Below are 23,915 nucleotides of genomic sequence, written 5' to 3'. Positions count from 1 at the left end.
TTGGTAGATCACATTTTGGGGCAGCCGTTAGCCATGACTACTCAGGAACCCCCGGAAGTCACCGAGGAACACCACAAAGAAGCTGAACGCATCATGCAGTCGTATGACGATTCGCGCCCGACAGCCGTCTTGCCCGGAAGCGGCGGCACCGTCTCGGGTACCGCCGTCAACGACTGGGTCGACGACGAAGGCAAGCCCGTGTACGGCCAGGACGACAACGATCAATAACCGTCGGGGATGCCGCGTTGCCTAAGGTGACGTATGTGACCCCGCTGGAGCGCATTGCCCCCGCCTTCGTGACGATGGCCCATCAGATCGTCTGGGCATCGGTGGCCACCGTCGACGCCGACGGTCATCCGCGCACCCGCATCCTGCACCCGATCTGGGATTGGGACGGGACCGATCTGTTCGGCTGGGTCGCGACGGTGCCGAGCCCGGTCAAGCGGGCTCACCTGTCGGCACACCCGTATGTCTCGGTCAGTTACTGGAGTCCCACCCATGACACATGTGCGGCCGACTGCCTGGTCGAGTGGTACACCGACGACGAAACCTGTACCCAGGTCTGGGACCGGTTCGTAAACGGACCCGCGCCGGTGGGCTACGACCCGCACATCATCCCGCAGTGGAGCGCTGGACCGACGTCCGACGAGTTCGCCGCCCTGCGGCTCACCCCCTACCGGCTGCGGGTGATGCCCGGCACTGTCATGACGGCCGGTGCGGGCGAGGTGCTGAACTGGCGGACGTGACCGTGCCCTCCGGTGCTGGGCGCAACGGCCACCCCGGTCCGTCGCTGTCATGCCATCCCACGACGACGTCGGCGATCTCGGTGACCTCGGCGTCGGATTCGATCACCGCGTACGACGCGTTGTCAGGTAGGCCGTTGACCGAACATTCGTAACCGATCCGGTGGGCCAGATCGCGGGTCCAGCTCGCTGCGTGCGCGCGTCGGCGTCCCGGCAGCCGCCGTGCGTCGCAGATCAGCAGAACCCGCCGTGCGCCCACGGTGAGCGCGGCCGCGGTCGTGGAATCGCACGCCTCGTTCGCGCTCACGCGCAGCCGGCGCCGTGAGGCGCAGTTCTGACGCCCGCCGAACCGGGCCCGTACGGTGTGTCCGTCGAAAATGGCGATCACCGATTCGATCGAGTCGATCTCGGCTGCGCTCAATGGCGGCGCTGCCGATTCCGTTGTACGCCACCGTTGCCGGAACGTTTTGTGGGTCACCGGCGGGTGGGCGTGTTTGACGGCGATCTGGCTTCGGCCCAGCGCGGCGGTGATCGCCCCGGAGACATCCGTCAGCCAACCGAGCACCAGCACCTGCGGGCCGGCGGAATCTCGATCCGCCACTGTAGTTCCACCCGCCGTTCTCCACGTCAATAAAGAATTGTCATAGGGTCGTCCCATCGATTTTTTCGCAAAATTACCCAGCCCGGCTAATACATTGGGGCGGGCCGACGGAATTTCGGCGGAATTTCGAATTTCCGATGCGGCAGTTTCATGCGAAGAAAATCCGGCCCAGCCGTGCGAGGCGCGGTGAAGCCGGTGCGCTGACGGCTGGTGGCCGGAAAAACTGCAGTCCAGAGGTGTTAGGCCCGGTCCGGGCGCTTGCGCCTCGGAATGGTCTCGCCGGCCTCTGCGGCCTTGTCGCGCTTTGCCGCCCGGCGTTCCTTGATGGTCATCGCCGGTTTTTTGGGCGCGCGACCTTGAGATTTATCAGCCATCGTTGCTCCTTACTCGCAAACAATCACTGAGGCCGACCATACATCAGAAAAAAATAAAAGCCAGTCGGTCGTTTTTTGCCTCCGGCTTTCACCGTGTCCAGATGCCACTCGACCCCCGGGGCGGATAGCCCCAGGGGTCGAGGATGGCTGTCGGATCAGGCGTTCTCGCGCCGCCGGTTCTCCGCTTCCGTGTCGGCCAAGTCATCGAGCTTTTCGGCCTTGACGCGCTTGTCGGCCGCGGATTGCCGGGCCGCTGTGGCGTCGTCCAACTTGTCCTCGGCGTCAGCCTTCGCGCTCTGCTCGTCCGCCCGGATCTCGGCCAGCTCCGCCGCCCCGGCGGCCTCTGCAGAATTCTTCCGGCGGGCGGCCACCTCGTCGACGCGTCGCTTTGCTTCGGCGGTTTGCTTCTGAACCCGTTGCGCGGCAGCGCTTTTACGTTGGGTGGCGGTCTGGCGGGCTTGGGTGGTCCGGCGTTTGCGGTCGTCGTGCGCCTCGGAGACATCCTCGGCGGCCTGGTCGCGGACCGCCGCGAGTTTGGCGTCTGCCTCCTCCAACTCGCCCTCGGCGACGGCATCGAGGGTGGCGGCACGGGCCAGCGCGTCGCTGCGCTCACGCAGCGCGGTGCCGCGCTGCTCGAGCTCGGTATCGCCCAACGCGCCACCGATCCCGGCGTCCAGCGAGCCGAGCGAACGCTGGTACAACAGGCGCGCCGGCGATTCCGGGTCCAACTTCGAGATCAGCCGGTCGTCGACCACCTGAAGCGGGAACCGCGCGATCCGGTACTGCAGGCGCAGCGCGGCGAACGGGATTTCCATGACATTCATCGCTTCTCCTCGGGGTTCTCGGGGAGGTCGGCGGATATCTGATCCGCCGCCTCGCGCCAGCGCTCGGCTTCGACCTTTGTCTCGGCGGCCTCGGCGACGGCTTCACGGTGCTCTTCCACCGCGTCCGCCACATCGGCCACCGCGGCGCCGACTTCGGCGTTCTCCTCGGTTCTGGCTCGTTCGATCTCGCCTTGTGCGTCGAGCTCAGCGCGCGTGGTCGCCTGTTGGACGGCGTGGCGGCCGGCCTGCTCGGCCGAACGCTTCTGGGCCGCCCGGGAAAGGTCGACGGAATTCTCGACTGCCTCCGTACGGGCCTGGACCTCACTACGGGATTGCGCCGCGTCACGTTGCGCCTCGGCGGCCTCTGCCCGGGCCTCCTTGGCTTCTGCGTCGGCAATGGCCTCGGCGTTGTTGGCCGCTCGCCGCTCCTTGGCGGCGCTCTGCTCCAACTGGCCCTCGGCGGTCAACGAGTCGTTGTCGGTCAACGCGCCGACGATCTCTTTGGCTTTTCCCTTCACCGAGTCGATCAAGCCCTCGCGCGCCTCGGTTGCCCTGCTGTGTTTGGCCATGTCAGCCCCTTCTCCGGTTCCTGGCCGGTCGGCCACAGTGGAGTGCTTTCGTGACAGGCCGCGTACCCGCCGGTTCACCGAAGTCAAACCCCACAGTGGTCGGGGACACAGTCGCGCCACTTCGCCGCGCGCCCGGCGTCGTACCCGGTCAGGCGACCCGGCGAAGCAATACCGCCTGTTCGACCGGGACGCGTTCGAAGACCCGGCGCACCCGGCCCCGCACCCGGGCGGCCGCCTCGGCTTTCGTCACCACCCGGGGATCGGTGAGCTGGATGGTCTTGCCGTGGCGGCGCATCTGGGCGTGTCCGGCGGCGGTGATGTTCTTGAGCCAGTCCCGGTTCGGGCCGTAGGTGAGCAGGATCGCGACGCCTTCATCGGTGGGAAACACCGACAGGGGAGTGCGGTAGCGGGTACCGGATGTGCGCCCGACGTGTTCGAGGATGCCGTACAGCGGCGCCCAGCCGGCCCAGAGTTTTTGAATGGGATTGGTGACATACCGGTTGACACGGGCCAGCCATTGCGGCAACTGCATACCCGATTCAATCGCAGCCGCGACAGGCGTCACAACCTCCTACGGTCGGATTTCGATCGGTTTCTCCGAGGTATTTCATCAGGCCGAGATCAGGCCGTGAGGTCCTCAGCTATGCCACACATGCGGGCCAGTTTGCGATCGACGGTAAGCAGCGGCATTCGGAGCTGACTGGCCAACTCGACATAAAGCGCGTCGAGCAGCCGGATGTCTGCCCGACGCGCCCATGCGCCGAGGATGAGCGAGTCGAGGTCGTGACGTTGCACCGGGAGGTGCGCCAGTCGGTTGAGTCCGGCTTCGACGTCGATAGCATCGATCGTTCCTGCGCGATTGAGTCGCCCCAACGTAGACAAGACTTCTGCGTGGAGATGCGCGGGCGCATGCATGCGGGTGTCGCGTAGACGCTGTTGCACCCTCTCGCCGTACGTGAAGTCGCCCAACAACTCGACAAGGGCAGAGGCGTCGATCACCACATGCTCGGCTGGGGATTGCCCAGCGCTCATTGCGGCCCGCCGAACTCGTCGCGAGCTTCGTCCAAGGCAGTAATGGCCGCCTCGTGTGATCGACGGCCGCGCAGCGGCGGAAGCGCGTCGAGCCAAGTGTTCGTCGCTCTGCGATCGAGCTCCTCGGTGAGGGCCGTCTGCACTATTGCGGACACGTTGACCTCAGCTGAGCGCGCCCGATCGGCCAGCTCATCTGGGACATAGACATTCAGCCGTGCCATACACACACTATACACACGTGCCCCGCTTCCATCGGGGATCTCGCTGTCCACCAGATCGATCCCTTGGCGCGACCGACGGCGAGCACCGAGACTGAACACATGGCCTATCTCAAACCGCCGTGGTTCGTCCGCAAGGTGGTCAACCGGATCGCCATGGCCACCGGCGCCGGGCATAGTCAGACGCTGACCGTGACCCGGCGGACCAACAAGCAGCCGCAGCAGCTCCCGGTCGTCGTTCCGGTCGTCGACGGGGTGAAATACCTGGTCTCCACCCGTGGCGAGGCGGATTGGGTGCGCAATGTGCGGGCCGAACCCCGGGTCCAGCTCGGGTCGGACACCTACCTCGCGGCCGAGGTTCCGGTAGCGCAACGGGCACCGGTCATCGCGGCGTACCGTCCCTTGGCCGGCAAAGTGGTGGAGGGTTACTTCCGCGATCTGCCCGATGACGCCGACCATCCGGTGTTCGCGTTGACACCGGTCGGGTGACGCGGGCGGGTGACGCGAATGGGTGACCCTGCCCACTACACCCTGTAGTTGACGCATTTGCACCGGCTGGGACACTGGTGGCCATGCGTGTTGACCAAGCGCACACACCGCGATCGGCCCAGCTGTTCTCCGACGCGTGCGCAGTTATCCCCGGTGGGGTGAACTCCCCGGTGCGTGCCTTCAACTCCGTCGGGGGCACCCCGAGGTTCATCACCTCCGCCCAGGGCTACTGGCTCACCGATGCCGACGGCAATCGTTACGTCGACCTGGTCTGCTCGTGGGGGCCGATGCTGCTCGGCCACGCGCACCCGGCGGTCGTGGAGGCGGTCCAGAAGGTGGCCGCCGACGGTCTGAGCTTCGGCGCCCCGACCCCGTCGGAGACCGAGTTGGCCGCCGAGATCATCGCCCGGGTGTCCCCGGTCGAGCGGTTGCGTCTGGTCAACTCGGGCACCGAGGCGACCATGAGCGCGATCCGGCTGGCCCGCGGCTACACCGGGCGCGCCAAGATCATCAAGTTCTCCGGGTGCTATCACGGGCACAGCGATGCGCTTCTGGCCGACGCCGGCTCCGGCGTCGCCACCCTGGGACTGCCGTCCTCGCCGGGAGTCACCGGCGCCGCGGCGGCCGACACCATCGTGTTGCCGTACAACAACGTCGAGGCCGTGGAGGAGATCTTCGGTCGATTCGGCGACGAAATCGCTTGTGTCATCACCGAAGCCAGCCCGGGCAACATGGGCACGGTGCCGCCGCTGCGCGGGTTCAACGCCGCGTTGCGCCGGATCACCGCGGCCCACGGCGCGCTGCTGATCCTCGACGAGGTGATGACCGGCTTCCGGGTGAGCCGTTCGGGTTGGTACGGACTGGATCCCGTCGACGCCGACATCTTCACGTTCGGCAAGGTGATGAGTGGTGGCCTGCCGGCCGCCGCGTTCGGTGGCAGCGCCGAGGTGATGGGGCGACTGGCCCCCTTGGGGCCGGTCTACCAGGCCGGGACGCTGTCGGGTAACCCGGTGGCGATGGCGGCCGGGCTGGCCACGTTGCGTCACGCCGACGACGCCGCCTACGCCCGGGTGGACGCCAACGCCGACCGGCTGGCCGGTCTACTCACCGGTGCGTTGACCGATGCCGGTGTGGCGCACCGGGTTCAGCGCGCCGGCAACATGCTCAGCGTGTTCTTCACCGAGGAGCCGGTCACCGACTTCGCCACCGCCAAGGACACCGAAACCTGGCGTTTCCCACCGTTCTTCCACGCACTGTTGGAGGCCGGGGTCTATCCGCCGTGCAGCGCCTTCGAAACCTGGTTTGTGTCAAGCGTTTTGGACGACGAGGCGTTCGAGCGCATCGCCGACGCGCTGCCCGGTGCGGCCCGTGCCGCGGCGGAGGCCACAGCGTGACCAGAACAACGGTGCACGTGATGCGCCACGGCGAGGTCCACAACCCGGAGAAGGTGCTCTACGGCCGGTTGCCGGACTATCACCTCTCCGAGCGTGGCCGGGCGCAGGCGCAGGCTGCCGCGGACTGGCTGGCCGACAAGGACATCGTCTACGTGGTGGCCTCGCCGCTGGAGCGGGCGCAGGAGACGGCCGCGCCGATCGCCGAGAAGCACAGTCTGCCGATCGCCACCGACGACGACCTCATCGAGTCGTGGAACGTCTTCGAGGGCAAGCGAGTGTCCCCGGGCGACGGCGCCCTGCGCGACCCACGGAACTGGCCGCTGCTGCGCAATCCCGCCAAACCGTCGTGGGGTGAGCCCTACGAGGAGATCGCGCCCCGGATGATGGCGGCCATGCACCGGGCCCGGGAGAAGGCGGCCGGCCACGAAGCCGTATGCGTGAGCCACCAGCTTCCGGTCGAGACGCTGCGCCGGGCGATGATCGGGCGCAAGCTCGCCCACCTGCCGTTGCCGCACAGCCGGCTGTGCAACCTGTCCTCGATCACGTCGTTCACCTTCGATGACGACAAGCTGATCCGGTGGGGCTACACGGAGCCCTGGGGCATCTGAATGAGGTCGTTGTTCGCCCGGGTGAGCGTGGCGGTGCTGGCGGGGCTGGTGCTGCTCACCGGATGCTCCACGGGTGACGACGCGGTGGCCCAGGGCGGCACCTTCGAGTTCGTCGCCCCCGGCGGGAAGACCGACATCTTCTACGACCCACCCGAAAGCCGCGGCCGCCCAGGAAAATTGACGGGGCCTTCGTTGACCGACCCGGCCAAGACCATCTCCCTCGACGATTTCGCCGGCCAGGTCGTGGTGATCAATGTCTGGGGCCAGTGGTGTGGGCCGTGCCGGGCCGAGATCGGTCAGCTGGAGAAGGTCTACACCGAGACGCACGATCAGGGCGTGGCGTTTCTGGGCATCAACGTGCGCGACAACAACCGCCAGGCCGCAGTCGATTTCGTCACCGACCGCAAGGTCACCTTTCCGTCGATCTACGACCCGGCGATGCGCACCATGATCGCCTTCGGGGGCAAGTACCCGACCACGGTGATCCCCTCGACCGTGGTGCTCGACCGGCAACACCGGGTCGCCGCGGTGTTCCTGCGTGAACTGCTGGCCGAGGATCTCGAGCCGCTCTTGGCCAGATTGACCAAGGAACCCGGACCGGCGCCGGAAGGCGCACAGAAGTGACCGGTTTCGCCGAGATCGCCGCGGCCGGGCCGGTGCTGCTGGCGCTGGGCATCAGCGTGCTGGCCGGGTTGGTGTCCTTCGCCTCGCCGTGCGTGGTGCCGCTGGTGCCCGGGTACCTGTCGTATCTGGCGGCGGTCGTCGGGGTCGACGAGTCCGATGCGGTATCGGGTGCCGTCGGTGTCAAGACCGCGCGGTGGCGGGTGGCAGGGGCGGCGGCGTTGTTCGTGGCGGGCTTCACCGTGGTGTTCCTGCTCGGCGCGGTGGCGGTGCTCGGGATGACCACCACGCTGATCGTCAATCAGGTTCTGCTGCAACGCATCGGCGGTGTGGTGACGATCGTGATGGGGCTGGTGTTCGTGGGCTTCATCCCGGCGCTGCAGCGTCAGGCCCGGTTCGCGCCGCGGCAATGGTCGACCATGGCGGGGGCGCCGCTGCTGGGCGCGGTGTTCGCCCTGGGCTGGACGCCCTGCCTGGGCCCGACGCTGACCGGGGTGATCGCGGTGGCCTCGGCCACCGACGGGGCCACGGTGGCGCGCGGGGTGGTGCTGGTGCTGGCCTACTGCTTCGGTCTGGGTATCCCGTTCGTGGTGCTGGCACTGGGCTCGGCGCGGGCGGTCACCGGCCTGGGCTGGTTGCGTCGGCACACCCGCACCATCCAGATCTTCGGTGGGGTGTTGTTGATCTTGGTGGGCGCCGCGCTGGTGACCGGATTGTGGAACGAGTTCGTGTCGTGGGTGCGCGACGCATTCGTCAGTGACGTGAGGCTGCCGATATGACCCAAGTGTCTCCGCGAGCAGACACAAACCAGCCCAAAAAGCAGCGTTTTGGTACGGGTTTGCGTCTGCTCGCGCTGATCCGCAACACCTGGCGGACCCTGACGTCGATGGGCACCGCGCTGGTGCTGCTGTTCCTGCTGGCGCTGGCGGCTATCCCCGGTGCGCTGTTGCCCCAACGCAGCCTCAACGAGTCCAAGGTCGACGAATACCTGGCCGCCCATCCCACCATCGGGCCGTGGCTGGACCGCGTGCAGGCCTTCGACGTGTTCTCCAGCTTCTGGTTCACCGCGATCTACGTGCTGCTGTTCATCTCGCTGGTGGGATGCCTCACCCCGCGCATGATCGAGCACTTCCGCAACCTGCGCGCAGTGCCGGTGCCGGCACCGCGCAACCTGGGCCGGTTGCCCAAGCATTACGACGACCAGGTGAGCGCCGAGCCCGCCGAGCTCGCCGAAACGGTGACGAAGCGGCTCAAGGGCTGGCGCACGGTCACCCGGCAGCAAGACGACGGGATCACCGAAGTCTCAGCGGAGAAGGGCTATCTGCGCGAGTTCGGCAACATCGTCTTCCACTTCTCGCTGCTGGGCCTGTTGGCTGCCGTGGCGGTCGGCAAACTGTTCGGCTACGAGGGCAATGTCATCGTGATCGCCGACGGCGGACCGGGATTCTGCACCGCCTCGCCGGCCGCGTTCGACTCCTTCCGGGCCGGCAACACCGTCGACGGCACCGCACTGAACCCGATGTGCCTGCGGGTCAACGACTTCGACGCGCATTATCTGCCCACCGGTCAGGCGTTGTCGTTCGCTGCCGACATCGACTACCAGGCCGGTGACGATCTGGCCGCCAACACCTGGCAGCCGTACCGCCTGGAGGTCAACCACCCGCTGCGGATCGGCGGGGATCGGGTGTACCTGCAGGGCCACGGATACGCCCCGACGTTCACCGTGACCTTCCCCGACGGGCAGCAGCGCACCCAGACCATCCAGTGGCGGCCCGAGGAACAGCTGACCCTGCTGTCGTCGGGCGTCATGCGCATCGACCCGCCGGCGGGCACGTATCCCGACCCCGACGAGCGCCGTAAGCACCAGATCGCGATCCAGGGTCTGTTCGCGCCCACCAAGGAACTCGAGGGCACGCTGCTGTCGTCGAAGTTCCCGGCGCTCGACGATCCCGCCGTCGCCGTGGACATCTACCGCGGTGACACCGGGCTGGACACCGGCCGGCCCCAGTCGCTGTTCACCCTCGATCCCCGGCTCATCGGTCAGAACCGGCTGACGAAGGTGGCCCGGGTGAACCTGGTCGAAGGTCAGGACACCACCCTCGATGACGGCACCAAGGTCCGGTTCGACGGTGCCGTCCCGTTCGTGAACCTGCAGGTGTCCCACGACCCGGCCCAGGTGTGGGTGCTGGTGTTCGCGATGTCGATGATGGCCGGGTTGCTGGTGTCGTTGGTGGTGCGCCGCCGTCGGATCTGGGTTCGGATTCAGCCCGCTTCTGCAGGTACGGTGAACGCTTCTGCAGGTACGGTGAACGTTGAGCTGGGCGGGCTGGCCCGTACCGACAACTCCGGTTGGGGCGACGAGTTCGAGAAGCTGACCGGGCGGTTGTTGGAGGGCTACGAGCAGCCGGCAGGAGAGAAGGACGCATGAATACCGAGCACATCGACATCGGGCTGGCCAGATACTCCGACTGGGCGTTCACGTCGTCGGTGCTGATCCTGGTCGGCGGGCTGATCCTGCTCGCCATCGAACTCGCCTACAGCCGCGGCCGCAAAGTCGAATCCAGGGAACTGGTCGGGGCCACCGTGGGCTCGCGCGTGGGCGCCGACAGCACAACCCCCGGCGTCGTCGTCGAGGAACCGCGGCGGTCGTTCGACGAGCGCGTCGGCAAGACCGGTCTGGCCCTGACCTATGTCGGCATCGGCATGTTGTTCATCTGCATCGTGCTGCGTGGGCTGGCCACCTCGCGGGTGCCGTGGGGCAACATGTACGAGTTCATCAACCTGACCAGCTTCTGCGGCCTGGTCGCGGCGGCCGTCGTGCTGCGCAAGCCGCAGTACCGCGCGCTGTGGGTGTTCGTTCTGGTGCCGGTGCTGATCCTGCTGACGGTGTCGGGACGCTGGCTGTACTCCAACGCCGCCCCGGTGATGCCTGCGCTGCAGTCTTATTGGCTGCCCATTCACGTGTCGGTGGTCAGCCTCGGCTCCGGGGTGTTCCTGGTCGCCGGTGTGGCCAGCATCCTGTTTCTGCTCAAGATGTCGCCGCTGGCAGATCGGGACAACGGCCTGGGCCGTGTCATCTCACGGCTGCCCGATGCCCAGACGCTGGATCGAATTGCCTACCGCACCACGATTTTCGCGTTCCCGATCTTCGGCTTCGGCGTGATCTTCGGCGCCATCTGGGCCGAGGAGGCCTGGGGCCGCTACTGGGGCTGGGACCCCAAGGAGACGGTGTCGTTCATCGCGTGGGTGGTCTATGCGGCGTACCTGCATGCCCGCTCCACCGCGGGTTGGCGTGATCGAAAGGCCGCCTGGATCAACGTGGTGGGCTTCGTCGCGATGGTCTTCAACCTGTTCTTCATCAACCTGGTGACGGTGGGTCTGCATTCTTACGCCGGCGTCGGTTAGCCCTCAGCGCGATTCACACCGCGTGGGTATCCGCTTCGAGGACCGCGCTAAGGTCGGGCGACGGCAAGTTGTCCGAACGGAGGGAAGATCGGTGTCCGAGTCCGAACACCCAGAGTCCGAGACGGCGGATACCCCGCCCCTGCCGCCGGCCGACGAGCCGACCGTCGTCGACCAGGCCGGCCCGCCGGTCATCGAGGCGCCCGCCGAGTCATCCGCCCCTGACCCGCTCCCGCCACGTCCGGCCGTCGAACCTCCGCTTGTCCCTTCGGTGTTCGCTCCGGTGCCGGCGTTCCGTAATCAGCAACGCTTCAGCAATCCGGCCGAGCCCGGGGTGTCCACCCCGTTGCCGGCGGAGTGGACGGCGCCGACTCCGCCGCATGGCGTCCCGGTGCTCGCCGCACCGCCGGCGCCCGCCCGGTTCGAGGGCCCCGCTGCCGAGCCTCCGATCGCCGCGGACTTCGCCACGCCCTACCGAGATCTGTCCACCACGGCCCTGCTCGGCCAGCGCAAGAATCCGCCCACCTCGGGCTGGCGTAAGGCGCTGTACGTGGCGTCGTTCAAACAGGTCAACGTGGGCGAAAGCCCCAAGACCACTCACCGCAACAACTTGATCGCCGAGGTCAGCCAGCCGTTGCAGGGCTGCTACCGGATCGCGTTGATGTCGCTGAAAGGTGGGGTGGGCAAGACGACGATCACCGCGACGTTGGGCGCGACGTTTGCCTCGATCCGCGGTGATCGCGTGGTCGCGGTCGACGCCAACCCCGACCGGGGCACGTTGAGCCAGAAGGTGCCGTTGGAGACGGCCGCCACGGTGCGACACCTGCTGCGCGACGCCGAAGGTATCGAGCGTTACAGCGACGTGCGCGCCTACACCTCACAGGGCCCGAGCCGGCTGGAAGTGCTGGCGTCCGAGAGTGATCCGGCGGTGTCGGAGGCCTTCAGCTCCGACGATTATCTGCGTGCGCTTGAGGTGCTGGAGCGCTTCTACAGCCTGGTGCTCACCGATTGCGGCACGGGGTTGATGCATTCGGCGATGTCGGCGGTGCTGTCCAAGGCCGACGTGCTGGTGGTGATCAGTTCGGGTTCGGTCGACGGGGCGCGCAGTGCCTCGGCGACGTTGGACTGGCTCGACGCGCACGGACATCAGGATCTGGTGCGCAATTCCATCGCGGTGATCAACGCGGTGCGGCCCCGCTCGGGCAAGGTCGATCTGTCGAAGGTGGTCGATCACTTTTCCCGGCGCTGCCGCGCGGTGCGCCTGGTGCCGTTCGATCCGCATCTGGAGGAGGGCGCCGAGATCAGCTTGGATCGGCTCAAGCCTGCCACCCGCGAGGCGCTCATCGAATTGGCGGCCGTGGTGGCCTCGGACTTTGCCGGAGCGCGCCGGTCGATGGACAAGCGCGCCTGACGCAGGTCAGGTACGCGGGTTGTCGCCGTGCCCGAGTCGACGCAGGAAATCCGGGTCGTCGTCTGGCCCGATCACCCGCGTCCTGGGTTGACTGGAAGAGACCCGCGCCAGCCGCCAGCCCACGTACACCAGGCTCGCTGCGGCTATGAGCAGGAGTAGATACGCCACTCGAAACCTCCTTGATCCGAATATACGCGTCGTCGGTAGGCTCGGAGCGTGTCAGGAAGTGGTTCGACCTCGCGCATGGTCACCGATGTCGCGGTATATCTGGTTGCCCGGTTGGTGCTGGTGGCCGTGCTGACCGCGGCGATCTACGGCGTGGGGCATCTGATCGCCGGGGATTTCCCGGTCGTGGTGGCGTTGTTGTTCGCGATCGTGATCGCGCTGCCGGTCGGGATCTGGCTGTTCCGCCCGCTGCGCGAGCGTGCGACGGCGTCCATCGCGCTGGTCGACGAGCGTCGACGCAAGGATCGTGAGCAGCTGCAGGCGCGGTTGCGGGGCGACGAGCCGCCGAAAGCGGGCTAGCGCAGGAACGCCGATCCTTTCTCGCGGTCCAGGTAGGTGTCAGACTTGTTCTTGAGGCAGAAGACGTACACCGCCAGTGAGATCGCGATGCACACCGTGACGTAGGCGATGAACCACGGAACGTGGTCACGGTCCTTGAGCGCCTGGTAGATCACCGGCGCGGTACCGCCGAACATCGAATTGGCCAGGGCGTAGCCGACGCCCACCCCGAGGGCACGGACATGGGACGGGAAGAGTTCGGATTTCACCAGGGCGTTGATCGACGTGTAGCCGGTCAGGATCACGTACCCGATGATGACCAGAAGGAACGACAGCAGCGGTGAATGTGTCTGGGGCAGATAGGTGAACAGGACGTAGGTGTAGAGCACCCCGCCGATACCGAACCAGATCAGCAGCGGTTTGCGGCCCACCTTGTCGCTGATCATGCCGCCGACCGGCTGGATGGCCATCAGGAAGATCAGCCCGATCAGGTTCACCCAGGTCGCCGTCATGGCCTGGTCTTTGTAGGTGGTCTTGACGATCGCCGGGGCGTTGACGCTGTAGGCGTAGAAGGCCAGCGTGCCACCCATGGTGATCATGAAGCACAGCAGAAGCGGTCTCCAGTACCGGGTGACCAGCTCGCGTAGTGACCCCGAGCTGGTGTCCTTGCCCTCCCGGATCGCCTCGAGTTGTTCGGCCGACAGGGATTCGTCCATGCTCCGCCGCAGCCAGAACACCACCACGGCGGCCACCCCGCCGATGGCAAAGCCGATGCGCCAACCGAATTCGTGAACCTGCTCGGGGGTGAACGCGGTCAGGATGAGCAGCAGGGTGAACTGCGCCAGCACGTGACCGCCGACCAGGGTGACGTACTGGAACGAGGAGAAGAAGCCGCGACGTTCGCGGGTGGCGGCCTCGGACATGTAGGTGGCCGAGGTGCCGTACTCGCCGCCGGTGGCGAAACCCTGCACCAGCCGGCACAGGATCAGGATGATCGGCGCTGCGAGGCCGATGGTTTCGCGCGAAGGCACCAACGCGATGACCATCGAGCACGCGGCCATCAGCGAGACGCTGACGGTCAGCGCCGCGCGGCGGCCGCGTCGGTCGGCGAAGCGGCCGAAGAACCACGAGCCCAGCGGGCGGGTGAGGAACGTGATCGCGAAGATCGCGTAGACGTAGACCGTGGCGTTCTTGTCGGCCGGGTCGAAGAACTGCGCCTCGAAGTACGTGGCGAACACGGTGTAGACGTAGACGTCATACCACTCGACGAGGTTGCCCGACGAACCCTTGATGGTGTTCCAGATGGCCCGTCGCGTTTCGGCGCGGCTCGAGGGCGCGGGCTGGTGCGCCTCGGTCGAAGTGGTCACGCGCATCCTCCAGATGGTCGGCGTTGCAGGCCGACGGCCACGTTAGTGCACTCCCAGTGGTGCCGGGGCGACCTTTGGACGCGCCACGAAGCGCGTAATGTCAACTTTCCTTGACAGCTCTCGAATGTCAACTTACCTTGACAGCATGAGTGATCTCAACGAGTTGATCGCCGACGGCGTCAGCAGCTCGGACCCTGCCGTCGGGCTGCGGGCGGTGCGGGCCTTGCAGCGCCTTCAGGAGCGCCTGGAGGCGATTCACGTGGCCAATGCCCGTGAGCAGGGCTGGAGCTGGCAGGCGATCGCAGATGCCCTCGAGGTCAGTCGTCAGGCCGTGCACCAGAAGCACAATCGAAAGGGATGACATGTTCGAAAGGTTCAGTCGTCACGCGCGCGTCGCGGTGGTCCTGGCCCAGGAGGAGGCTCGCGAACTGGAGGCCAACGACATCCGGCCCGAACACATCTTGGTCGGGGTGTTGCAGAGTTCCGGCCGCGAATTGTCCGCCCTGCTGGCCGGTTTCGGCCTGACCTCTGATGTGGTTCGGGCTGAGTTGGTGTCTGCTGACGCACCCGCTGACGAAGCGTTCGACGGCGATGCGGAGGCGTTGCGGTCGATCGGGATCGACCTGGGGGCGGTGCGGGCCAACGTCGACCACACCTTCGGCGCCGGCGCGTTCGACAATGCGCTGCGCAGCACCGGCCGCCGTCGGCGGCGCCGCGGGCACCTGCCTTTCACCAAACCCGCCAAGAAGGTGTTGGAGCTGGCGTTGCGGGAGTCCTTGGCGCACAAGGACGGTTACATCGGATGCGAGCACATCCTGCTCGCGATCCTGCGCGGGGGAGACGACCGGGCGGTTGCCTTGATCACCGAGCACGTCGGTGCCGGCGAGTTGCGCGACGGGGTCGTCGGGCTCCTCGACAACGCGGCGTAGGCGCACGCCCGGCCTGCCGGTTTCCACGTGAGGGTCGTGGGCGCCGACGAATCACAGCCCCCAGGTGGAAATCGGCTTGTCTACCCGGCCAGCAACAGCGCCACCGACACCGCGAGCGACCACACGAGCATGGTCAGCCCGGTGTCGCGCAGCACCGGGATCAGTTTGGCGCCGGTGCTGCCGTCGCGCACCGGCCGCAAGGCACGTAGTGCGGGGGCAACCGCCAACAGCCCGAACGCACACCACGGCGTCGCCGCCATCAGAACCAACGGCAACACCAGGGCCACCGCCACCAGCACCTGATACAGCAGGCGGGTCCGGGCCTCGCCGAGCCGCACGGCCAGCGTGATCTTGCCGGACTGGCTGTCGGTGGGGATGTCGCGCAGGTTGTTGGCCACCAGCACGGCCGACGACAGCGAACCCATCGCCACCGCCGCGACCAGACCTACCCAGTCGATGCGCAGGGCCTGGGTGTACTGCGTGCCCAGTACCGCGACCAGGCCGAAGAAGATGAACACCGCCACCTCGCCGAGCCCGAGGTAGCCGTAGGGCTTCTTGCCGCCGGTGTAGAGCCAGGCCCCGGCGATGCACACCGCGCCGACCGCGATCAGCCACGGCGCGCTGACCGCCGCCAGCACCAGTCCTGCCACCGCACCGACCGCCAGGCTCGTCACCGCCGCGGTCACCACCGCCCGCGGTGAGGCCAGCTTGGAACCCACCAGCCGCAACGGTCCCGAGCGCACGTCGTCGGTGCCGCGGATGCCGTCGGAGTAGTCGTTGGCGTAGTTCACCCCGATGATGAGCGCGAGGGATACGGCCAATGCCAGCAACGCTTTCCACCACACCGCCGACCCGGCCCAGGCGGCCGCGCCGGTCCCGGCGAGCACGGGCGCGACGGCATTGGGCAGGGTGCGAGGACGAGCGCCTTCGATCCATTGCGCGAAACTGGCCACGACGGTCATCGTATGAGCTGACCCGGTGCACCACCGCGCGGACTCTTACACTGGGCCACATGAAGGAGCAGCTCAGCAAGACCGAGATCGGCAAGGACGTGCTGCAGGAATCCGTCGAGGCGGTGGCCACGACGGTTGGGCAGGTCACCTCGATCATCACCACGGCGGTCAAGGACGTCGCCTCGGCGATCGGCGGTCTGGCCACCGATGTGTTCGAGATCGCCGACGGCGCCCGCAAGGCCAACGAGGATTTCGACGGGGACTTCGAGGATGCCACCGATGTTGCCGACGGCCCGGCCGACGTGACCCCGGACAAGGCTGAATAGCACTGCATGCTGGGCGTCATCGGCGGTAGTGGTTTCTATTCGTTCTTCGGGCCCGAGTCCCGCACGGTCAGTGTGGACACGCCCTACGGCGCCCCGAGCGCGCCGATCACCATCGGCGCGGTCGGTGGGCAGGAGGTGGCGTTCCTGCCGCGCCACGGCGTGGACCACGAGTTCTCGCCGCACACGGTCCCGTACCGGGCCAACATGTGGGCGCTGCGCACGCTGGGGGTGCGACGGATCTTCGCGCCGTGCGCGGTGGGCAGCCTGACCGCCGAGTGGGGTCCGGGTTCGATCGTGGTGCCCGATCAGTTGGTGGACCGCACGCGCGGCCGCGCCGACACGTACTTCGATTCCGGCGGCATCCACGTGAGTTTCGCCGACCCGTACTGCCCGACGCTGCGGTCGGCGGCGGCCGGGCTGCCCGGCGTCGTCGACGGCGCCACCATGGTGGTGATCCAGGGCCCGCGGTTTTCCACCCGGGCCGAGAGCCGGTGGTTCGCCGATCAGGGTTTCAGCCTGGTCAACATGACCGGCTACCCCGAGGCGGTCTTGGCGCGTGAGCTTGAGATGTGTTATGCGGCAATCGCTTTGGTGACGGATCTGGACGCCGGTATCGAGGCCGGCTCCGGGGTGACGACGGTGGACGTGTTCGCCGAGTTTCAACGCAACATCGTGCCGTTCAAGAAATTGGTCCATCAGGCCCTCGAGAGCGTCGACGCCGAGCGCGCGTGCACTCGCTGCCTGGCCCACGACGGCGTGAAGTTGCCGTTCGACCTGCCCTGACGGCCCGAACCGGCAGCCACTTGACACCCGTCAAGTTGAAGGGTTGATACTGGCGGGGTGAAACCCGCGATCTGTGAGCAGTTCGGTATCGACTTTCCGCTCTTCGCCTTCAGCCACTGCCGTGACGTGGTGGCCGCGGTGACCAACGCCGGAGGTTTCGGCGTGCTCGGTGCCACCGCGTACACCCCCGAGCAGTTGGACCAGGAGTTGTCCTGGATCGACGAGCAGGTCGGCGGCAAACCCTACGGCGCCGACATCATCGTGCCGGCGAAATTCGAGGGCAAGGGCGAGAACCTGTCCCGCGGGCAGTTGACCGACCGCATCCCGGCCGAATACCGCGAATTCGTCGCACAACTGCTGGCCGATCACGACATCGAACCCGAGGCCAAGCAGCGCTTCGGTGGATCCTCACTGTCCGGTGACACCGGTCGCGAGTTGCTCGACGTGGCGATGAGCCACCCGATCAAGCTGATCGCCAACGCCCTCGGGGTGCCGCCGGATTACATGATCGAGGCCGGGCGTGAGCGCGGGGTTCCGGTGGCGGCCCTCGTCGGCGCCCGCGAACACGCCCTTAAGCAGGTGCAGGCCGGGGTGGATCTGATCATCGCGCAGGGCACCGAGGCCGGTGGGCACTGTGGTGAGGTGTCGACTCTGGTGCTCGTCCCGGAGGTGCTGGAGACGCTGGAGCAAGCGGGCAGCGACATCCCGGTGCTCGCCGCCGGCGGCATCGTGACGGGCCGGCAGATGGCCGCGGCGGTCGCGATGGGTGCGGCCGGGGCGTGGACCGGCTCGGTGTGGTTGACGACGGAGGAGGCCGAGACCGCACCGCACACCGTGCAGAAGATGCTCGCGGCGACCTCGCGGGACACCGTGCGCTCGACCGGCCGCACCGGAAAGCCGGCCCGCCAGCTGCGCTCGGATTGGACCGACGCCTGGCAGCCGAACCCCGGCGGCCATCAGACCCTCGGGCTGCCGCTACAGAACATGCTGGCCGAGCCGGTCATCCGCCGAGTGGATGCCCTTGCCGCCCAAGGGCACCCGGGTGCCCAAGCGCTGGCCACCTACTTCGTCGGGCAGGGCGTGGGCTTGATGAACAAGGTCAAGCCGGCCCGCGAGGTGGTCCGCGAGTTCATCGAGGACTACCTCGCTGCCACCGAGCGGTTGAGCAACTCACTTCCGGACTGAGCCGGCCGGTCTGAGGGGCCCGACCCCTCAGACCACCGCTTCCTCGGGGCTGCGCTGGATCGGCTTGGGCCACGGTTGCGGTACCGGACGCTGCCGGACATGTTGCGGCCACCAGAACCAGCGGCCGAGCAGTGTCGCGATGGACGGTGTCATCAGCGAGCGGACCACCAGCGTGTCGAACAGCAGGCCGAGGCCGATCGTCGTGCCGACCTGACCGATCACGATCAGACTGCTCACCGCCATCGACATCATGGTGAACGCGAACACCAGGCCTGCAGCGGTCACCACGGCGCCGGTGCCGACCATGGCCCGGATGATGCCGGTCTTCAGGCCGGCATGGATCTCTTCCTTGATCCGGGATACCAGCAGCAGGTTGTAATCCGCGCCCACGGCCAGCAGGACGATGACCGACATCGGCATCACCATCCAGTGCAACGGAATTCCCACGATGTGCTGCCACAGCAGCACCGACAGCCCGAACGCCGAGGCGAGACTCAGCACCACCGTGCCGACGATCACCGCCGAGGCCACCACGGCCCGGGTGAGCACCAACATGATGATGAAGATCAGGATCAGGGCCGCGGCCGCGACGATGATCAGGTCGTAGTCGGCGCCCAGCTGCATGTCGTGGTACGTCGCCGAGCTGCCACCGAGGTAGATCTTGGCGCCCTCCAGCGGAGTTCCCTTGATCGCGTCGGCCGCGGCGACCTTCAGCGGCGCGATGCGGGCGGTGCCCTCCGGCGTCAGCGGATCACCCTGGTGAATGATGGTGAACCGCACTGCATGTCCATCGGGGGACATGAACAGCTTGAGTCCGCGCTGGAAGTCGTCGGTCTCGAAAGCCTCCGGCGGCAGGTAGAACGAGTCGTCGTTCTTGGCCGTGTCGAACGCCTCGCTCATGGCGGTGGCGGTGTTCTGCATCGCCACCGTCTGATCCTGCTGCGCCTTCTGCACCTGATACTGGTTGAGCAGCAGCTCTTTCTGGTGCTTCATCGACTGGATCTGCCGCGGCATGGTGGCGACCATCTTCGGCATCAGATCGGCCATGCGCTGCATCTCGGGGACCAGCTCCTGGAAGTCGTCGGACATCGTGTTGATGCCGTCGAGGGCGTCGAAGATCGAGCGCAGCGACCAGCACATGGGGATGTCGAAGCAGTGCGGCTCCCAGTACAGGTAGTTGCGCAGGGGGCGGAACTGGTCGTCGAAGTCGGCCAGATGGTCACGTACATCGGACATGTCGTTCGACGTCGTCTTCATCTTGTCGGCCATGCGCTGTGACACCGCTGCGAGATCCGTTTGGATGCTCATCATTTCGGTCATCGCGTCGATGCTGGTCTGCAGATCGTCGGCCTGGTCGAGCAGATTCTGCAGATTCGCCTGCGCGTAGTCGTTGTTCATCAGCTGGGTGGTGCCGCTCTGGCCCAGCGTGTACGGAATCGTCGAGTGCTTGATCGGATCGCCGTCGGGACGGGTGATGGTCTGTACCTGGGCGATGCCATGCACGTTCTTGAGGGCCTTGGCGATCTTGTCGATCACCAGGAAATCGGCCGGGTTTCGCAGATCGCGGTCGGACTCGATCATCATCAGGTCCGGGTTCATCTTGGCCTGCGAGAAGTGCCGGAACGCCGCGTCGTATCCGACGTTCGTCCCGACGTCGGAGGGCAGGAAGATGCGGTCGTTATAGGTGGTGTGGTAGCCGGGCAGGGCCAGCAAGCCGACCAACGCGGCCACGATGGCGCACACCAGGATGGCCCCCGGCCAACGGACCGTGGCGGTGCCGACGCGATGCCACCCGCGCGACTTCGAATACCGCTTGGGCTCAAGGATCTTGCCGAATCGGGTGAACACCGAGATGGCTGCCGGCCCCAGGGTCAGCGCCATGGCGACCACCATCGTCATTCCGATTGCCAGGGGGATGCCCATGGTCTGGAAGTACGGCAGGCGGGTGAAGTGCAGGCAGAACGTCGCACCGGCGATGGTCAGGCCCGACGCGAGCACGACATGGGCCGTGCCGTGGAACATGTCGTAGTAGGCCGCTTCTTTGTCCTCGCCGGCTCTTCGTGCTTCCTGATATCGGCCGATCAGGAAGATGGCGTAGTCGGTGGCCGCGGCGATGGCCAACGTCACCAGCATGTTGGTCGCGAATGTCGTGAGGCCGAAGAAGTCGTTGTAGCCCAGCAACGCGACAAGTCCACGGGCGCCGGACAATTCGAGGACGACCATGCCCAGCACGATCAGCGTGGTGATGACCGATCGGTAGACGCCCAGCAGCATCACCGCGATGACGCCGAAGGTGACGAGCTCGATCAGCTTCATGCTCTCGTCGCCGACGATGTTCTGGTCGGTGCTGGAGGCCGCGGATCCGGTGACATACGCCTTGACGCCATCGGGTGCAGGGGTTTCGGTGGCGATGCGCCGCACCGCCTCGACCGACTCGTTGGCCAGCGTCTCACCCTGGTCACCGGCGATGTAGACCTGCACGTAGGCGGCCTTGCCGTCGCGGCTCTGGGCGCCCTTGGCGGTCAGGGTGTCTCCCCAGAAGTCCTGCACATGCTGCACGTGGGTGGTGTCCGCGCGCAGTTCACGCACCATCTGGTCGTAGAAGACGTGCGCCTCGATGCCCAGCGGCTCGTCGCCTTCGAGGACGACCATCACCGAGCTGCTGGTGTCGTACTCCTGGAACTTCTTGCCGACCTCTTTGATGGCGATCATCGACGGCGCGTCGTTGGGGCTCATCGACACCGCGCGCATCTTTCCGACGACCTCGAGTTGTGGGACGACGGTGTTGAGCAATGCGACGATCACGATCCACGCCAGGATGATCGGCAGGGCGAACGCCCGGATGAATCGCGGGATCAGCGGGCGCGGGGGTGCCGCGTGGCGCCCCGTTGCGATGGCGTCGGTCGGGGTCTCGTCGGTCTGGGTTTCTTCCCTGGGGCTGCTCATGCTGCCTTCACAAAGCAGAAGGTTTGTGCGTTCAATCCAGTAGCCGTTCTTTCTTCTTTGACCTCGTCATCGACGGTGACTCGGCAACTGATGCTGTCTCCGTCGCCCTGGGCCATGATGTTCGGCTGTACCGAGGGCAGGGTGGTCTGCAACGTCAAAGTCCATGGCAGCGGCACAGTTCCGGTGCGCTGCGGTTTGCCCTCGAGATCCATGTAGTTGATGACGGCGGTGCTGCCGGTGCCGTAGATCTCGTATTTCACGAATTTGGGGTTGAAATCCTCGGCGTTGTCCGACGTGACCTCAGTGATGATCACCGGATGAGCGCCGAACACCTTGCGAACGTTCATCACGATCAGCACGCCGGCCCCCATCGCGATGATGATCAGGACGGGAAGCCATATTCGTCGGATTGCCTTGGTCACTGCGGTCGCCCCGGGGAGAGGGCCGCGGCGGGCATATCGATGACAGCTGTCATTGGTGGCCTCCCGACGTTTCGATGCGTTCGCGCCGACCCTCGCTATTAGGCGGCCTACACAGTTCGAAGCGTAAAGTTATCGGATTAAGTGGATAGATACAATCCACTTATGACGACGGTCACTTAGACTGGCGTCATGTCCGAGGAACCCCGTCGTGCCCTGCGTAAGGACGCAGAGCGCAATCGACAGCGGGTGCTCGAGGCTGCGCGGGAACTGTTCGCCGAGAAAGGGCTGGAGGCCACGCTCAACGACGTGGCGCACCACGCCGGCGTTGGGGTGGGCACGGTCTACCGCCGGTTCGCCACCAAGGAAGAGTTGCTCGACGCGGTCTTCGAAGACGGCATCGATCAAGTGGTCGGCCTGGCTGAAGCCGCTCTGCAGCAAGAGGATTCATGGGAAGGCTTCGTGTGGTTCGTGGAGCATCTCTGCGAGTTGACGGCCACCGATCGAGGCCTGCGCGAGATGGTCTACAGCCGGGCCTACGGGGGCTACGGCGTGGAGTGTTCACGTAAGCGGCTGTCCCCGCCGGTGACCAGACTCGTCGAGCGTGCGCGTGACGACGGTCACCTGCGGCCCGACGTGCAATCCACGGATGTACCGATCCTGAGCCTGTTGGCCGGCACGGTCAGCGAGTGGGCCGGCCACGTCCAGCCGGAGCTGTGGCGCCGCTACGTGACGATCCTGCTCGACGGCATGCGCCACCGTGAGGGGCAGCAGCCCGTGCCCGTGGCCGCACTCGGCGACGAGGCGCTCGACACCGCGATGCAGACGTGGGAGCCCGCCGGCCCGCCGTGCTGACGCGCGGCATCCGGGGGTGCCGGTGCTCAGGTTTCGGAATCGCTTGTGTGGGCACAATATCGGCGTGGTGATCAATGGTGACATCGGCAGCGGCTCAGACACGTTCGTCGATCAACTCTTCTGTGGACCCGAACTGGCCCGGCGTATCGAGCGGGCCGAGGCCGACCTGGTCGTGGCCGCCACACGCGCTGCCGCAGACCGCGGCGCCGACGGCCTCGTGCTGCCGCTCGCGGGCGGCTTCGCCTGTTTTGCCGAGGCCGGGTCCCCGATGAACAAGGTGGTCGGGCTCGGCTTCGACGGGGTGCCCGACGAGGCGGTGCTCGGCGAGATCGAGCGGGCATTCGCGGCCCGTGGCAGTGATACCCGCGTGGAGTTGTCCAACCTCGCCGATCCCGAGATCATCGGTCTGTTGTCGGGCCGTGGCTACCGGCTGGTCGAGTTCGAGAACGTGCTGGGCCGGCCGATCCGCGACGAGAGCCGGCCGGAGACCGACGTGCAGGTGCGCCGGGCCGACGATCTGACCGCATGGGTGCAGGTTGTGGTGGAGGGCTTCGCCCATCCCGACGGTGAGGGTCCGGTCAGCCATGAGCAGTTTCCCGTCGACATCATCGAGCGCGCTGAACGGGACATGGAAAAGGCAGGGGCCACCGCATATGTCGCGCTGTGTGACGGAGTCATCGCCGGGGGCGCGGCGATGCGGCTGAACGGCTCGATCGCCCAGTTGGCCGGAGCTGCGACGGCACCTGCCTACCGCCGCCGCGGCGTGCAGGCGGCACTGCTGGCGGCGCGGCTGGCCGACGCGGCCGACGCCGGGTGCGAGATCGCCGTGGTGACAACGGCACCCGGCTCGGCGTCCCAGCACAACGTGCAGCGCAGCGGTTTTCAGCTGCTCTACACGCGGGCGATTCTCGTAAAAGCAGTTGAGCCGGCCTAGCTCGAAACCGATGTTGTCACAACGAGACTGCCGTCGCCCCTCGACCGACTTTCCGCCTTTCTTGGCCGTTCGATTGTCCAGGGCAGATGCGGTCGCGGCGCTTGGGCCCGTCGCGTTGGCGATGGGGTGTCGAACTGCCCGCCTATGAGCGACAATTCAGCGACAATCGCCGCGTGGGCACCATGGGCACCGTTTGTCACACGGTCATTCAGCACTTTTGCCACTCAAATACCAAAAGCCCCATACGACACGGATTTTGGGCTGTCCAGCTATCAGCGACAGAGTCGCTGGCATGCGGGCACTGGGCAGATGATGCCCATGGGGTAGGGGATACGTGAGTGGCATAATCGTTGAGCGACAATGGGTTTGCTGAGGCCTGTGTTGTGCTATGTGGCGATTGTCGCTGAATTGTCGCTCATAGGCGGGCA

Annotated in this window: 30 protein-coding genes; 18 read left to right on the top strand and 12 right to left on the bottom strand. The window is 66.4% G+C overall.

The annotated features are described in order from the left end of the window. The first annotated feature begins 33 nt into the window (after window positions 1-33). Window positions 34-228, top strand: coding sequence for a hypothetical protein (locus A5699_RS25945; RefSeq protein ID WP_067776008.1), 195 nt, complete (start codon window positions 34-36; stop codon window positions 226-228). Window positions 229-263: 35 nt separating this feature from the next. Continuing rightward, window positions 264-746 carry a pyridoxamine 5'-phosphate oxidase family protein gene (locus A5699_RS25940; protein ID WP_067776191.1) on the top strand — a complete coding sequence of 161 codons (483 nt, stop codon included), beginning with the start codon at window positions 264-266 and terminating at the stop codon, window positions 744-746. On the opposite strand, the gene A5699_RS25935 is transcribed toward A5699_RS25940, so the two are convergent. From A5699_RS25935 to A5699_RS25910, 7 genes are all read right to left on the bottom strand, one after another. After that, the gene (locus A5699_RS25935; protein WP_067776005.1) at window positions 703-1,344 is read right to left on the bottom strand and encodes a hypothetical protein; all 642 of its coding nucleotides are present in this window, start codon (window positions 1,342-1,344) and stop codon (window positions 703-705) included. The genes A5699_RS25940 and A5699_RS25935 overlap by 44 nt on opposite strands. A gap of 239 nt (window positions 1,345-1,583) precedes the next feature. After that, on the bottom strand, window positions 1,584-1,718 hold the full coding sequence (locus tag A5699_RS30180) for a hypothetical protein (protein ID WP_255376482.1): 135 nt from the start codon (window positions 1,716-1,718) through the stop codon (window positions 1,584-1,586). 155 nt (window positions 1,719-1,873) lie between these two features. After that, window positions 1,874-2,542, bottom strand: coding sequence for a hypothetical protein (locus A5699_RS25930; RefSeq protein ID WP_067776003.1), 669 nt, complete (start codon window positions 2,540-2,542; stop codon window positions 1,874-1,876). Next, window positions 2,539-3,111: a CsbD family protein gene (locus tag A5699_RS25925; protein ID WP_067776001.1), complete on the bottom strand. Its 573-nt coding sequence runs from the start codon at window positions 3,109-3,111 to the stop codon at window positions 2,539-2,541. The genes A5699_RS25930 and A5699_RS25925 overlap by 4 nt, the downstream gene beginning before the upstream one ends. Window positions 3,112-3,259: 148 nt before the next feature. Continuing rightward, window positions 3,260-3,643: a nitroreductase family deazaflavin-dependent oxidoreductase gene (locus A5699_RS25920; RefSeq protein ID WP_067775998.1), complete on the bottom strand. Its 384-nt coding sequence runs from the start codon at window positions 3,641-3,643 to the stop codon at window positions 3,260-3,262. A gap of 89 nt (window positions 3,644-3,732) precedes the next feature. Next, window positions 3,733-4,113, bottom strand: a complete 381-nt coding sequence (locus A5699_RS25915) for a type II toxin-antitoxin system VapC family toxin (RefSeq protein WP_231965833.1) — start codon at window positions 4,111-4,113, stop codon at window positions 3,733-3,735. Between the two features lie 26 nt (window positions 4,114-4,139). Continuing rightward, window positions 4,140-4,364 carry a type II toxin-antitoxin system CcdA family antitoxin gene (locus A5699_RS25910; RefSeq protein WP_067776189.1) on the bottom strand — a complete coding sequence of 75 codons (225 nt, stop codon included), beginning with the start codon at window positions 4,362-4,364 and terminating at the stop codon, window positions 4,140-4,142. Window positions 4,365-4,463: 99 nt separating this feature from the next. Between A5699_RS25910 and A5699_RS25905 the strand changes: the two genes are divergently transcribed. The 8 genes from A5699_RS25905 (at window position 4,464) to A5699_RS25870 (ending at window position 12,286) form a co-directional block, all read left to right on the top strand. Beyond that, a complete protein-coding gene (locus A5699_RS25905; RefSeq protein ID WP_067776186.1) occupies window positions 4,464-4,850 on the top strand; it encodes a nitroreductase/quinone reductase family protein in 387 nt (128 codons plus the stop codon). A gap of 83 nt (window positions 4,851-4,933) precedes the next feature. Further along, on the top strand, window positions 4,934-6,244 hold the full coding sequence (hemL, locus tag A5699_RS25900; protein ID WP_067775992.1) for a glutamate-1-semialdehyde 2,1-aminomutase: 1,311 nt from the start codon (window positions 4,934-4,936) through the stop codon (window positions 6,242-6,244). 20 nt (window positions 6,245-6,264) lie between these two features. Next, entirely contained in the window at window positions 6,265-6,852 is a 588-nt protein-coding gene (locus A5699_RS25895; RefSeq protein WP_067775989.1) for a histidine phosphatase family protein, read from the top strand. Continuing rightward, a complete protein-coding gene (locus tag A5699_RS25890) occupies window positions 6,853-7,476 on the top strand; it encodes a TlpA disulfide reductase family protein (RefSeq protein ID WP_067775986.1) in 624 nt (207 codons plus the stop codon). Further along, a complete protein-coding gene (locus A5699_RS25885; RefSeq protein WP_067775983.1) occupies window positions 7,473-8,252 on the top strand; it encodes a cytochrome c biogenesis CcdA family protein in 780 nt (259 codons plus the stop codon). Before A5699_RS25890 ends, A5699_RS25885 begins: the two co-directional genes overlap by 4 nt. A 107-nt stretch (window positions 8,253-8,359) precedes the next feature. Then, a complete protein-coding gene (locus A5699_RS25880) occupies window positions 8,360-9,901 on the top strand; it encodes a cytochrome c biogenesis protein ResB (protein ID WP_231965838.1) in 1,542 nt (513 codons plus the stop codon). Further along, on the top strand, window positions 9,898-10,878 hold the full coding sequence (ccsB, locus tag A5699_RS25875; protein ID WP_067775977.1) for a c-type cytochrome biogenesis protein CcsB: 981 nt from the start codon (window positions 9,898-9,900) through the stop codon (window positions 10,876-10,878). Before A5699_RS25880 ends, ccsB begins: the two co-directional genes overlap by 4 nt. Window positions 10,879-11,017: 139 nt before the next feature. Then, on the top strand, window positions 11,018-12,286 hold the full coding sequence (locus A5699_RS25870; RefSeq protein ID WP_197508399.1) for a MinD/ParA family protein: 1,269 nt from the start codon (window positions 11,018-11,020) through the stop codon (window positions 12,284-12,286). Window positions 12,287-12,292: 6 nt separating this feature from the next. On the opposite strand, the gene A5699_RS29395 is transcribed toward A5699_RS25870, so the two are convergent. Beyond that, the gene (locus tag A5699_RS29395; protein ID WP_139335052.1) at window positions 12,293-12,454 is read right to left on the bottom strand and encodes a hypothetical protein; all 162 of its coding nucleotides are present in this window, start codon (window positions 12,452-12,454) and stop codon (window positions 12,293-12,295) included. Window positions 12,455-12,529: 75 nt separating this feature from the next. Here A5699_RS29395 and A5699_RS25865 point away from each other — a divergent pair, with 75 nt between their 5' ends. Further along, on the top strand, window positions 12,530-12,811 hold the full coding sequence (locus A5699_RS25865; protein WP_067775974.1) for a DUF4229 domain-containing protein: 282 nt from the start codon (window positions 12,530-12,532) through the stop codon (window positions 12,809-12,811). Here A5699_RS25865 and A5699_RS25860 read toward each other — a convergent pair. After that, window positions 12,808-14,163 (bottom strand): MFS transporter, encoded by a 1,356-nt coding sequence (locus A5699_RS25860; protein WP_067775972.1) that lies wholly within the window; start codon window positions 14,161-14,163, stop codon window positions 12,808-12,810. The two genes, A5699_RS25865 and A5699_RS25860, sit on opposite strands and share 4 nt — an antisense overlap. Window positions 14,164-14,302: 139 nt before the next feature. On the opposite strand from A5699_RS25860, the gene A5699_RS25855 reads away from it, so the two are divergent. Both A5699_RS25855 and A5699_RS25850 read left to right on the top strand, forming a co-directional pair. Next, a complete protein-coding gene (locus tag A5699_RS25855; protein WP_067775969.1) occupies window positions 14,303-14,518 on the top strand; it encodes a helix-turn-helix domain-containing protein in 216 nt (71 codons plus the stop codon). Between the two features lies 1 nt (window position 14,519). Then, a complete protein-coding gene (locus A5699_RS25850; protein WP_067775966.1) occupies window positions 14,520-15,086 on the top strand; it encodes a Clp protease N-terminal domain-containing protein in 567 nt (188 codons plus the stop codon). A gap of 80 nt (window positions 15,087-15,166) precedes the next feature. On the opposite strand, the gene A5699_RS25845 is transcribed toward A5699_RS25850, so the two are convergent. Next, a complete protein-coding gene (locus A5699_RS25845) occupies window positions 15,167-16,039 on the bottom strand; it encodes a 1,4-dihydroxy-2-naphthoate polyprenyltransferase (RefSeq protein WP_067776181.1) in 873 nt (290 codons plus the stop codon). A 59-nt stretch (window positions 16,040-16,098) separates the two neighbouring features. Between A5699_RS25845 and A5699_RS25840 the strand changes: the two genes are divergently transcribed. Genes A5699_RS25840 through A5699_RS25830 form a run of 3 tightly spaced genes read left to right on the top strand, consistent with a single transcriptional unit; the run spans window position 16,099 to window position 18,333 of the window. Further along, on the top strand, window positions 16,099-16,365 hold the full coding sequence (locus tag A5699_RS25840; protein WP_067775963.1) for a hypothetical protein: 267 nt from the start codon (window positions 16,099-16,101) through the stop codon (window positions 16,363-16,365). 6 nt (window positions 16,366-16,371) lie between these two features. Next, the gene (locus A5699_RS25835; protein WP_067775960.1) at window positions 16,372-17,148 is read left to right on the top strand and encodes an S-methyl-5'-thioadenosine phosphorylase; all 777 of its coding nucleotides are present in this window, start codon (window positions 16,372-16,374) and stop codon (window positions 17,146-17,148) included. 57 nt (window positions 17,149-17,205) lie between these two features. Then, window positions 17,206-18,333 (top strand): nitronate monooxygenase family protein, encoded by a 1,128-nt coding sequence (locus A5699_RS25830; RefSeq protein ID WP_067775957.1) that lies wholly within the window; start codon window positions 17,206-17,208, stop codon window positions 18,331-18,333. 27 nt (window positions 18,334-18,360) lie between these two features. On the opposite strand, the gene A5699_RS25825 is transcribed toward A5699_RS25830, so the two are convergent. Together A5699_RS25825 and A5699_RS25820 are read right to left on the bottom strand one after the other, a co-directional pair. Beyond that, on the bottom strand, window positions 18,361-21,279 hold the full coding sequence (locus A5699_RS25825; RefSeq protein WP_067775954.1) for an RND family transporter: 2,919 nt from the start codon (window positions 21,277-21,279) through the stop codon (window positions 18,361-18,363). Beyond that, window positions 21,276-21,701 (bottom strand): MmpS family transport accessory protein, encoded by a 426-nt coding sequence (locus A5699_RS25820; RefSeq protein ID WP_067775951.1) that lies wholly within the window; start codon window positions 21,699-21,701, stop codon window positions 21,276-21,278. The genes A5699_RS25825 and A5699_RS25820 overlap by 4 nt, the downstream gene beginning before the upstream one ends. A gap of 189 nt (window positions 21,702-21,890) precedes the next feature. Here A5699_RS25820 and A5699_RS25815 point away from each other — a divergent pair, with 189 nt between their 5' ends. Both A5699_RS25815 and A5699_RS25810 read left to right on the top strand, forming a co-directional pair. Beyond that, complete coding sequence (locus A5699_RS25815; protein ID WP_067775948.1) at window positions 21,891-22,553, top strand: TetR/AcrR family transcriptional regulator; 663 nt, start codon at window positions 21,891-21,893, stop codon at window positions 22,551-22,553. Between the two features lie 64 nt (window positions 22,554-22,617). Then, window positions 22,618-23,487 carry a GNAT family N-acetyltransferase gene (locus tag A5699_RS25810; protein WP_231965832.1) on the top strand — a complete coding sequence of 290 codons (870 nt, stop codon included), beginning with the start codon at window positions 22,618-22,620 and terminating at the stop codon, window positions 23,485-23,487. The last annotated feature ends 428 nt before the right edge of the window (window positions 23,488-23,915 follow it).

The organism is Mycobacterium sp. E802, from assembly GCF_001666875.1.
Lineage (GTDB): Bacteria > Actinomycetota > Actinomycetes > Mycobacteriales > Mycobacteriaceae > Mycobacterium.
Note: the sequence above shows the minus strand (reverse complement) of the source record. Positions and strands in the feature narration are given on the sequence as shown.

Excerpts from the sequence above, each read along its gene's own strand:
- A5699_RS25905 (WP_067776186.1), top strand. The coding sequence starts at position 4,464 with ATGGCCTATCTCAAACCGCCGTGGTTCGTCCGCAAGGTGGTCAACCGG.
- A5699_RS25865 (WP_067775974.1), top strand. The coding sequence starts at position 12,530 with ATGGTCACCGATGTCGCGGTATATCTGGTTGCCCGGTTGGTGCTGGTG.
- A5699_RS25855 (WP_067775969.1), top strand. The coding sequence starts at position 14,303 with ATGAGTGATCTCAACGAGTTGATCGCCGACGGCGTCAGCAGCTCGGAC.
- A5699_RS25880 (WP_231965838.1), top strand. The coding sequence starts at position 8,360 with ATGGGCACCGCGCTGGTGCTGCTGTTCCTGCTGGCGCTGGCGGCTATC.
- A5699_RS25930 (WP_067776003.1), bottom strand. The coding sequence starts at position 2,542 with ATGAATGTCATGGAAATCCCGTTCGCCGCGCTGCGCCTGCAGTACCGG.
- A5699_RS25910 (WP_067776189.1), bottom strand. The coding sequence starts at position 4,364 with ATGGCACGGCTGAATGTCTATGTCCCAGATGAGCTGGCCGATCGGGCG.
- A5699_RS25850 (WP_067775966.1), top strand. The coding sequence starts at position 14,520 with ATGTTCGAAAGGTTCAGTCGTCACGCGCGCGTCGCGGTGGTCCTGGCC.
- A5699_RS25945 (WP_067776008.1), top strand. The coding sequence starts at position 34 with ATGACTACTCAGGAACCCCCGGAAGTCACCGAGGAACACCACAAAGAA.
- hemL (WP_067775992.1), top strand. The coding sequence starts at position 4,934 with ATGCGTGTTGACCAAGCGCACACACCGCGATCGGCCCAGCTGTTCTCC.
- A5699_RS25840 (WP_067775963.1), top strand. The coding sequence starts at position 16,099 with ATGAAGGAGCAGCTCAGCAAGACCGAGATCGGCAAGGACGTGCTGCAG.
- A5699_RS25890 (WP_067775986.1), top strand. The coding sequence starts at position 6,853 with ATGAGGTCGTTGTTCGCCCGGGTGAGCGTGGCGGTGCTGGCGGGGCTG.
- A5699_RS25815 (WP_067775948.1), top strand. The coding sequence starts at position 21,891 with ATGTCCGAGGAACCCCGTCGTGCCCTGCGTAAGGACGCAGAGCGCAAT.
- A5699_RS25920 (WP_067775998.1), bottom strand. The coding sequence starts at position 3,643 with ATGCAGTTGCCGCAATGGCTGGCCCGTGTCAACCGGTATGTCACCAAT.
- A5699_RS25860 (WP_067775972.1), bottom strand. The coding sequence starts at position 14,163 with ATGCGCGTGACCACTTCGACCGAGGCGCACCAGCCCGCGCCCTCGAGC.
- A5699_RS25895 (WP_067775989.1), top strand. The coding sequence starts at position 6,265 with ATGCGCCACGGCGAGGTCCACAACCCGGAGAAGGTGCTCTACGGCCGG.
- A5699_RS30180 (WP_255376482.1), bottom strand. The coding sequence starts at position 1,718 with ATGGCTGATAAATCTCAAGGTCGCGCGCCCAAAAAACCGGCGATGACC.
- A5699_RS25925 (WP_067776001.1), bottom strand. The coding sequence starts at position 3,111 with ATGGCCAAACACAGCAGGGCAACCGAGGCGCGCGAGGGCTTGATCGAC.
- A5699_RS25835 (WP_067775960.1), top strand. The coding sequence starts at position 16,372 with ATGCTGGGCGTCATCGGCGGTAGTGGTTTCTATTCGTTCTTCGGGCCC.
- ccsB (WP_067775977.1), top strand. The coding sequence starts at position 9,898 with ATGAATACCGAGCACATCGACATCGGGCTGGCCAGATACTCCGACTGG.
- A5699_RS25825 (WP_067775954.1), bottom strand. The coding sequence starts at position 21,279 with ATGAGCAGCCCCAGGGAAGAAACCCAGACCGACGAGACCCCGACCGAC.